Consider the following 10,128-nt stretch of genomic DNA (forward strand, 5'->3'; position numbering starts at 1 on the left):
TTTTATTTTCTCTTGTTCTCAAACCTTTTATTTTCTCTTGTTCCCAAACCCCAGCTGGCGGATTGGGAACACAATTTGTCGCCAAACCCCAGTTTGGCATTTCATCCCAGGAGCACATAGCATTTTCCATCTGAGATTTGGCGAAATATGAAAGTTCGAAGCAGGGGCTTCTCGAAAAAGGCGTTCCCAATCCGCCAGCTGGCGGATGGGAACGAGATTGGTGCGGGGCTTGGGAACGGAAGACTAGTGCGGGGCTTGGGAACGAGATGATTAAGGACGGAAAAACAATTCGACTCGAATAATGCTGATTGAACTGATGACTACTGATTGAAATGAACTAAGTTTATAATTTTCCAAGCCTTTTATCTCTTTTATATAATTGTCAAATACTAAAACTTTGACAGGTTCATAGCGGTTTCATGATATTCGTTATATAAAAATAAATAAATTTAATTCGGAGGAAAAATGTTAAGAAGAAGAAAAAAACACGGATTTGTAAAAACAGCCCTCATTGTCGGCATATTGTTTTTTGTAGTTCTTACTACAAATATATTTGCCCAAGAACTGACAAAACTTGTTGATATTCCCACCGCAGGGATTCTACAAAAAGGCGAAATTAATTTTCAATCATTGATTTACAAAAATGGAGGAATCTGTTTCGGTGCCGGTGTTGGAATTATTCCGAAATTGATGTTTGGAATGGAATATGGTGGTGAAAGCGTTATCGGAAACGAAAAGCCAAACTGGGATGAATATCCGGGTGTTTACGTCAAATATCGTATTTTTGATGAAAGCCCAAAAACTCCGGCTCTGGCAGTTGGTTTTGATTCTCGTGGTTACGGAGCATTTTTGGAGACAGACATAGACACGATTAAAGTTAACCGTTACGAATTAAAATCCAAAGGATTTTATACGGTTTTAAGTCAAAATTTTAATTTCTTGGGTGAACTCGGAATCCATGTCGGGGCGAATTACAGTATTGAACGCGATGATAATGATGACAATCTAAATTGTTTTCTCGGAATTGACAAAAGTTTAAACAATCAAATTGGATTTTTCAGTGAATATGATTTCGCCTTTAATGACAACGGAAAATCCGGCAATGCCGAAACTTACAGTTTTGGGGAAGATAACGGATATTTAAACGCAGCTCTTTATCTGAATATTTCGGATAACATAAGGCTGCAATTGAATTTTAGAGATATTTTGAACAACCAATATGACGAGCCGGATCGTTCCCTCACAATACAATATTCATCTCAAATCTGATTAATATATGATCCGAAAAAAGCACATCTTTTTACTGCTACTTTTCTTTATAACATTGCAGTTGTTTTCAGTTACATCTGCCAGGGCAAATAATTCTTATTTCTATTTTTGGTTGGGCGAACAAGCAAAAAGCGATCATCATTACGAAGAAGCGGATTCTCTCTTCCACCTCGCTCAGATAATGGACCCAAATTCTGAAAAAATAGTAATTGAGCGAATGTCTGTTTTATATTTCCAGCAGAAATTTGAAAAAATTATCAATATTGGAGTAAAAAGCATTGAGCAAGGTTTTACGAATTCGGACATTTTCCTCATGGTTGCAGATAGTTACAAACGCATGGGTGAAAATAAAAGAGCGGTAAAAATCCTCAAGCGATATTTGAGAAATAAGGATCATAAAAATCATAAAATATATTTTCTCCTCTATCAGATATATTCTGAAGTTGGAGACAAAGATCTTGCTTTTCACTATCTTAAAAAATCGGAAAAATTGGCTGAAGATAATCCTGATTTCCTCTATAAAATATCACAGATTTATGCTCAAATTGGCGAAGATGAAGAATTCATCAAAACATTAAAAAAAATATTAGCCATTAATCCCGACCACTATCATGCAAGCCTTTGGCTCGGTGATTATTATTTTAACAAACGTGATTTCACAATAGCTGCAAAATATTTTGAGCACATTTTCAATCTTACAAACACACTTCCTCCGATTCAGTTGCGGGAATTAATCATTTCGCTTTTTTATACTGATAACTTTCAAAAAATCCTTGATATTGCAAATTATTATTCTATCCATTCATTGGACTTTTTTATCAAAAAAATAATTTTCGATACTTATTTTCAGATGCATAATTATGAAAAAAACGTAGAATTCGGCGAAAAATATATAGTTCATAATCCCAATGCAAACGCAGAAACTCTTGATACAACGTATGAGATGATGGCACTTTCCGAATTTCATTTGCAAAATTTTGAAAAATCTTCCGAGTATTTTTTTTATATTCAAAACCTAAATAGGCTGCTGACTAATTTTCAATCTATTACCGAAATCACAAATTTTACGCATGACACAAAACTCTTTGATAAAGTTTATACATTTTCCAAAACAAAAAATGATACCCTGCATAACGTCGTTAAAACGTTCTATTCATTCTATTATGCCAGCAACGATTCTATTGCAAAAGCCAAACAAATATTGGCAGAAATAGACACTACCTATTTCAAGAATCCTATCATTTTGAATTCATTAGCATACATTTATTTAAAAACTGATAACGACACAACCTTTGCCAGACATTTGTTAGACCTGAGAGAAAATCCAGTGGAATCAACTTCTATGACAATGGGAAACTTTTACTATGGAGAAGAACTTTTTGAAAAATCCATTCCATTTTGCTTAGATGCCATTCGCGAAGATTCTACTCAAGTTAAACCCTATTACCGTCTATCCTCTGTTTACAATAAATTGGGTCAAGAAAAAAAAGAAATGGAAATTCTCCAAATTGCTTTAAAAAAATTCCCGAATAATCCCCATTTCCTCAATCAGATCGGCTATTCCTATGCTGAAGACGGGATTAATCTAAATGAAGCAGTTAAATTGTTGCAAAAAGCTGTTTCCATTGATTCAGAAAATGTTTATATTTGGGACAGTCTTGCTTGGGCTTTTTTTCAATCAGGGCAATACGAAAAAGCACTTGATGCAATGCAAATTGTTATTGATAGCGATCGGCAAGATTCGATAATATATTATCATCTTGGAAATATTTTTTGGAAACTCGGTAAACTCAACGAAGCCAAAAAACAATGGGAAGCGTCAATAAAAATCGGCAATAGTGAAGATGGGGTAATAAAATCCCAACAAATGTTAGAAAAAATAAAACAAGTAAAAAATAGAAATTAATTTTATAAATTTAGGAGAAATTTATGGCAATAATACAAAAAAATTCTGGTAAAGTGCAAAGATTCCATTTTGGTTCAACCAATCTTATCCTCATGATCGCAGCTCTTCTCTGCATCATCGTTGGATATATTATCGTAAATTCTGCAAATAATTTTGGTACGATTCTGCTCGTGCTCGGATATGTGGTTTTCGTTCCGCTTTCCCTTTTAGTGCATCCTGCAAAAGATTGAAGCAGAAAGAAAACGCAAAGTTGCTAAGACATAAAAATATAATGAAAACAGAAATTATTTTAAATGTCATAATTAGTGTTTGTCCGTAAAGTAGCCTTTTCGAGAAGTCACGGACCATTCCGTGACGAATTGAAAAAATTATCTATTAATTTAAGTAGCGTTATAATTGTAAGTTGGAAAAACTTAAGTCAAGTTCAAAAAAACGGAACTTAACTCAAGATTTTCCTTTACTGATGGACTCTAATAAGCGTCTATTTTTTTCTTTATAACTTTTCCTGTAAAATTCTTATCCTATGAAAAAACGATTTATTTTTTATCTCTTTCTTTTATTTACGATAATTCCGTTACTTGAGCTGGCTCTTCTCATCAAAGTCGGCTCAATAATCGGATTCTGGCGCACAATTGCCATAATTCTTATAACCGGTGCAGGCGGTGCCTATTTAGCGAGACAGCAAGGTTTTTGGGTAATTGTGGCAATCAAACAAGATTTTTCCGAAGGTCGCTTTCCTGCGGATAAATTATTGGACGGAGCTTTGATCCTCGTCGGTGCTACGCTTCTCATTACTCCCGGACTGTTTACCGATGCTTTTGGAATTCTCTGCCTTTTTCCGGCTACAAGAACAATCTTCAAAAATGTAATAAAATATCATCTGCGGAAAAAATTTTAATATTTTTCCCTTCTTACTCCTCTACAAAGATTTATGAATTGCTTTCAACAAATTATGATTTTCGTTTATCAAACCGGGATAACAAAGCAACCCCAGTCTATTTTATATACCTGCTTTGCAATAAAAAATTATTTTGCTAAAGCAGAAAACAAATTTCTAACGATAAATAATGCAAACAAAAAATTCTACTAAAGTCCCACACGTATCTACGCACCAAATTCGTAAAATTAGTGAAATTCGGGGACAATATCTCACATAATATGAAAAATATATTTTTCCTCGTTGGTGAACGCTCTGCGGATATTCACGCCGCAGAAGTTTTAAAACGCTTAAACAAGCTGGATTTAGAATGTAATTATTGGGGAATCGGCGGATCGAAGATGCAGCAACAGGGCTTCGAAGCAATTTTCCCATTTGAAAAATTTTCTATCATCGGTTTTGCGGAAGTTGTCAAACATCTTCCCTTTATCCGAAAAGTAAACTCCACCATTCAAAAGGAATTTGAGATACGAAAACCCGATCTGATTATCCTGCTCGACTATCCGGGTTTTAATATGCGAATTGCGAAGTTGGCTCACAAAATGCAAATTCCGGTTTTGTATTACATCAGTCCGCAATTTTGGGCTTGGAAGAAAAAACGCATTTTCAAAATGAAAAAGTATTGTGACAAAATTGCTGTGATCTTCCCTTTTGAAGAAAAGCTCTATAACAAAATTGATGCAGATGCAGAATTTGTTGGTCATCCGGTATGCGAAGAGATTAATTTTCGATATTCAAAAAAAGAATTTGCTCAAGTTTATAATTTGAATGAAAACAAAAAATGGCTCGGATTCATTCCCGGAAGTAGAGATATTGAAATAATGCGAATACTCCCCGAATTGATTGGAACCATAATTTTTTTGGAAGTGATTCACAAAGGAAAATTTGAATTTCTTATTTCGCTTGCCGATACGGTGAATGAAAACCATTTTAGAAAAATCATCGATCCGATAAAAGACAAAGTAAAAATAATTCACGAAACTTACGACCTGATGAAACACAGTGATTTTATTATCTCCAAATCCGGAACTTCCTGTTTGGAAACCGCTTTTATCGGAACTCCGGAAATCGTGGTTTACAAAATCTCTTCTATCTCATATTTCCTCGCAAAATTTTTTATCAATATTGATATGATCGCAATGCCAAATATTCTTCTTGGGAAAAAGATCATTCCCGAACTTATTCAAAATGAAGCAAATATCAAAAACATCACGGAAAATATCGAAAAATATTTATTAGATGAGGGAAATTATCTAAGCATGAAAAACCAAATTTCCACTATTGAAGATAAATTGGGAAATAAGAGTGCTTCGGAAAATGTGGTAAAAATAATTTTATCAATGATAAATGAAACAAGCGACAAAATATAGATTTGCCGAACTATTCGGCACTAATCTGATAAAATTGCTAATTAGCAGTTTACATATCAAAAGAATCGGATACGCTAATATGCAAGAAGTTAGGAAACAAAATGGTTCCGTAATCTTTGCTTTTTGGCACAGCCGCCTACTAATGCTCTCTTTTGCCCACAAATTTGAAAATATTCATGTCATCATCTCACAGCACAAAGACGGAGAATATATTTCGAGAATTACACTCAGTTTGGGCTATCAAACTATTCGCGGTTCTTCAACAAGAGGTGGAATAGGTGCTTTAAAAAAATCATTGCGAAAAATAAGAAAATTTGATCTCGCAATTACACCGGATGGTCCCCGCGGACCAAAAGAGACTGTTCAGGAAGGAATCCTTTATCTTGCATACAAATCAGGCAAACCGATAATCCCCGTTTTTTGTGACGCAAAACATAAATGGATTTTAAACTCGTGGGACAATTTTATTATTCCAAAACCATTTTCTCCTGCAGTAATAAAATATGGCAAACCCCTATTTATAAATACTAAATCAGAAATTACATCTGCGGGACGAGAACTTAAAAGGCGATTGATTGATTTGGGAAATCGGTCTGAAAAATAGTCGTAAATAGAATCATCAAAAAAAAATCCTTACGAAAATCTGCTAATAAATCTTAAAAACAAAATTTTCGCAAGGATAAATTGTGTTGGAATATATTTTTCAGTTATTCAAATTTAGCCAAAATGGCATCAGCTATTTTAGAAAATTCTTTTGCTGATTCTGCATCACTATGATTTTTCATATAGGACTCACCCATATCACCGGTTTTGGAAATATTGGGATCAATGGGAATTTGTCCTAAAATATCAACGCCAAAATCTTCCGCTGCTTTTTTCACACCCATGCCTTCGAAAATATTTATCATTTCTCCGCAATGAGGACATTTGAATCCGGACATGTTTTCAACAATGCCAAGAATTTCAACGTTCAATTTCTTAGAAAAATTGATTGTCTTTCGTGCATCAAGGAGTGAGAGGTCTTGTGGCGTGGAAACAATGATTGAGCCATCTAAGTTACCAACAATTTGCACAGAGGAAAGTGGTTCATCACCGGTTCCAGGGGGACAATCTATTATCAGAAAATCTAATTGAGGCCATTTAATATCACCGAGGAATTGCTTAATCATTTTCATTTTGAGAGGTCCTCTCCAAATGACAGGATCATCAGGTGATCTTAACAAAGCTGCGATTGTGAGTGCGTAAAGATTCTCATTTACTTTGATAGCTTCTAAATCGCCGTCTTTGTTGCTTATCAGAACTTTTCCTTCGATACCGAGCAGTTTTGCAATAGACGGACCGTGAATGTCCACATCAAGAATTCCGACCTTGAATCCCTTATCAGCCAGAGTATTCGCAACATTTACGGCAACAGTGCTTTTACCTACTCCGCCCTTGCCACTTAGCACGATCAATTTATGCTTTATACCGGCAAGATTTTCTTTCAGATATTTTGATTTACTTTTATTGTCATTATTATTCATATCAATCTCCAATTCTATTATTATTTCGCTTGTTAATTTTTTCAACGGCATTTTCGGCTGCCTTAATGAGTATATATTTTGTCGGGGCGTTTGTCAACAGCGGGTGAGTGCCAACCTGAAATGAAATAAATTCATAAACCGTAACTGCTTTTTGAATAGCAAGGCTGATAACATTTATCATTTCACCAACAGATTTTCCGCCACATATTTCACCGCCGATGATTTCTCCATTTTTGGGATTTACCGCGAGTTTGACGGTTATTTTACTTGCTCCGGAAAGAGTGCCCGGATGTCTGTCGATATCTTGAAATTTTCCAATGACAAAATCAATATTAGCCTCTTTTGCACTTCGCTCGATTGCTCCGGCAGATGCAAACACTTTATGATTTAGTTCAGTGGAAAATACAGATAAAGTTCCTGCAAAATTTCTGAGGAGATTAATTGTGAATAAGTTGTAACCAAGAACACGGGCTTCTGCTGTTCCTGTAGATGCAAGCATAATATTATCTGTTCTACCGGTAATAAATCCAACTGTTCCGGCTGCATCACCAGCCGCGTAAACATCCTTAATGCTTGATCGAAGGTAATTATCAACTCGAATTGCTCCTTGGCTATTTATATATAATCCGGTATTTTTTGCCAGATCCACATTGGGTTTGTAACCAACAGCTGAAATTACAATATCTGCGGGAATAATTTTGTTGTTGGCTAATTTTACTCCTTTGACTTGACCATTTTCACCTAAAATTTCTTCAACTTTTTTTTCCGTGAAAACGTTTACCCCGCTGCTTTTTAATTCCTCATCAATTTGAATACAGATATCTGAAGAAAAAGCTCTGTAAAGGCAATGCTTTCCTGCTTCCACTAGTGTAACATTTTTCTCAGGAAACTTGGCAAGCTGTTCGGAAACTTCCGCACCGATAAATCCACCACCAATAACGACGATATTCTTGGCAGAATCTGTTTTCTGTTTTAACTGCTCAATGTAATTATAATTTTTTTTGATCAGTTCAACACCTTCAAGATCATAACCTTTGATAAATTTTGGAACAATAGGAGCTGAACCGGTGGCAAAAACAAGTTTGTCATATAAAAATTCTTTTCCGGATTCTGTTTTAACATTCTTGGTTTCAGCATTTACTTCGGTTACGGTATCTACCAAAACTTCTCCACCGGCAGCGATAAATGGTTTTGGGCCCATCGCATTTTGTGATATTTCATCCAAATCATGAAAAACATAAGGAATTCCGCAAGGAACAAGCCCTTTTTCTTCTTTTTTTATCATTAGGAATGATTTTTCGGGATTTTGTTTTTTGCCGGTTGTTCCTGCAACTATGCCGGCCGGCCCGGCACCGATTATTATAACATCATATTTTTTCATACTTTCCTTTCAGCAATTTCTTTAGTTTATTATAATATAACAAATTGTTACTAATGCAAAATTTTTTTCACATGTTGAACAAAAACTCAGACCATTCTCCCAAACAGCTTCATACTTCGACCTCTTCACATGAAAAACTTGACAATAAAATCCTCGTTACATTTCTACTTCCAACCGGATAATTATCCGGCATACAGGCAGATTGATAAATCTGTAAAAATAAATTATACTTTTGGTGGAAAAATGAATGATTTGAAGAAACAAACTTTAAAACATGTTCTGAATCGAAGTGTTCGGGAATTTGGAAACAACCCAGCTCTTTCTATGGTGAACGAAGAACCTTTCACCTATGGAGAATTAAATCAAAAAATAATATCCTTAAAGAAATTCATGAATTCCCAAGGAATTATTAGAGGGGATCGAGTAGCGATTCTAAGTGAAAATAATCCCAATTGGGGAGTGGCTTATTTTGCCATTACCACTATGGGAGCGATTGTAGTACCGATTCTTCCCGGATTTCATGAAAATGAAATTCACCACATCCTTCGGCATGCAAAATGCAAAGCAATTTTTATTTCCGAACACTTGTCTGATAAGATTGCAGAAATTAAATTCGAGACACTTTCCACAATTATCCTGATTGATGATCTTCGTTTAATCCCCTTGGAAATTACTAAGGACAAACTACGTCAGGTTATCATTGATGGGAGCAAGGAATTTGCAAAAATAAAAGAACTTGCCCTTCGGCTTACCGGAATAATACCGGAAGAAGTTCAGGAAGATGATGTGGCTGCGATTATTTATACATCCGGCACTACAGGGCATTCCAAAGGAGTAATGTTAACTCACAAGAATATTGTTTTCAATGCTGTAGCAACGCTTAGCATTCAAAATATTGGTGAAAAAGATCGGCTCATCTCAATTCTTCCACTTTCACATACTTACGAATGCACGCTCGGTTTCATTCTCCCGTTCATGCAGGGAGCCTGCGTTTATTATTTGAGCAAACCACCCACAGCAAGTGTTCTTTTGCCGGCAATGAAACAAATTCACCCCACTATGATTCTTTCTGTTCCTTTGATTATGGAAAAAATTTTTAAACGTAAAATTAAACCTGTGTTTATGCACAATCGTTTGCTGAAAGCAGTTTATAAGATTCCATTGTTTAGAAAATTATTACACAAAAAAGCAGGTAAAAAACTGCATGCTTCTTTTGGAGGAAAAATTCACTTTTTCGGAATAGGGGGAGCATTGCTTTCTGCGGAAGTGGAACGTTTTTTATTGGATGCCAGATTTCCTTATGCGATTGGATATGGGCTTACCGAAACTTCACCTTTAATCGCCGGATGTAATCCATCAAACACGAAATATCGCTCTACCGGTACTGTGCTCAAAGGCATTCAGGTCAAGATAGATAAAAAAGACAGCAAATCGGGAATAGGAGAAATATTGGTTAAGGGTGATTCTGTTATGAAAGGTTATTACAAAGACCCGGAGCGCACAAAAGAGGTATTTACTGAAGATGGTTGGTTCAAAACAGGGGACCTTGGAATCCTGAAAAAAAATAATTATCTCTTTATAAGAGGACGAATAAAAAATGTTATCATCGGTCAGAGTGGAGAAAACATTTTCCCGGAAGACATTGAGGCAGTGATAAATGAGCATAATTTTGTTCTTGAATCAATAGTTTATAAACGGGCTAACAAATTGGTTGCACGCATATTTCTGAATTATGATGAGAT

Annotated in this window: 9 protein-coding genes; 7 read left to right on the forward strand and 2 right to left on the reverse strand. The window is 35.4% G+C overall.

Translation table 11 applies throughout. From position 1 onward, the window contains the following. Positions 1-465: 465 nt before the first annotated feature. The 6 genes from U9P79_07620 (at position 466) to U9P79_07645 (ending at position 6,086) form a co-directional block, all read left to right on the forward strand. Positions 466-1,269, forward strand: a complete 804-nt coding sequence (locus U9P79_07620) for a hypothetical protein (GenBank protein MEA2104490.1) — start codon at positions 466-468, stop codon at positions 1,267-1,269. A 7-nt stretch (positions 1,270-1,276) separates the two neighbouring features. Continuing rightward, positions 1,277-3,175: a tetratricopeptide repeat protein gene (locus U9P79_07625; GenBank protein ID MEA2104491.1), complete on the forward strand. Its 1,899-nt coding sequence runs from the start codon at positions 1,277-1,279 to the stop codon at positions 3,173-3,175. A gap of 23 nt (positions 3,176-3,198) precedes the next feature. Continuing rightward, on the forward strand, positions 3,199-3,405 hold the full coding sequence (locus U9P79_07630; protein ID MEA2104492.1) for a hypothetical protein: 207 nt from the start codon (positions 3,199-3,201) through the stop codon (positions 3,403-3,405). A gap of 293 nt (positions 3,406-3,698) precedes the next feature. Next, positions 3,699-4,073, forward strand: coding sequence for an FxsA family protein (locus U9P79_07635; protein MEA2104493.1), 375 nt, complete (start codon positions 3,699-3,701; stop codon positions 4,071-4,073). Positions 4,074-4,333: 260 nt separating this feature from the next. Beyond that, positions 4,334-5,482, forward strand: coding sequence for a lipid-A-disaccharide synthase (lpxB, locus tag U9P79_07640; GenBank protein MEA2104494.1), 1,149 nt, complete (start codon positions 4,334-4,336; stop codon positions 5,480-5,482). Beyond that, positions 5,460-6,086, forward strand: coding sequence for a lysophospholipid acyltransferase family protein (locus U9P79_07645; protein MEA2104495.1), 627 nt, complete (start codon positions 5,460-5,462; stop codon positions 6,084-6,086). Before lpxB ends, U9P79_07645 begins: the two co-directional genes overlap by 23 nt. A gap of 103 nt (positions 6,087-6,189) precedes the next feature. Here the strand turns inward: U9P79_07645 and U9P79_07650 are convergent, their stop codons facing one another. Both U9P79_07650 and U9P79_07655 read right to left on the reverse strand, forming a co-directional pair. Continuing rightward, on the reverse strand, positions 6,190-7,005 hold the full coding sequence (locus U9P79_07650; GenBank protein MEA2104496.1) for an Mrp/NBP35 family ATP-binding protein: 816 nt from the start codon (positions 7,003-7,005) through the stop codon (positions 6,190-6,192). A 1-nt stretch (position 7,006) separates the two neighbouring features. Further along, on the reverse strand, positions 7,007-8,386 hold the full coding sequence (locus tag U9P79_07655) for an FAD-dependent oxidoreductase (GenBank protein ID MEA2104497.1): 1,380 nt from the start codon (positions 8,384-8,386) through the stop codon (positions 7,007-7,009). A gap of 129 nt (positions 8,387-8,515) precedes the next feature. Here U9P79_07655 and U9P79_07660 point away from each other — a divergent pair. After that, a partial coding sequence (locus tag U9P79_07660) for an AMP-binding protein (protein ID MEA2104498.1) occupies positions 8,516-10,128 on the forward strand: 1,613 nt, incomplete at its 3' end.

It is taken from the genome of Candidatus Cloacimonadota bacterium, assembly GCA_034661015.1.
GTDB lineage: Bacteria > Cloacimonadota > Cloacimonadia > JGIOTU-2 > JGIOTU-2 > JAYEKN01.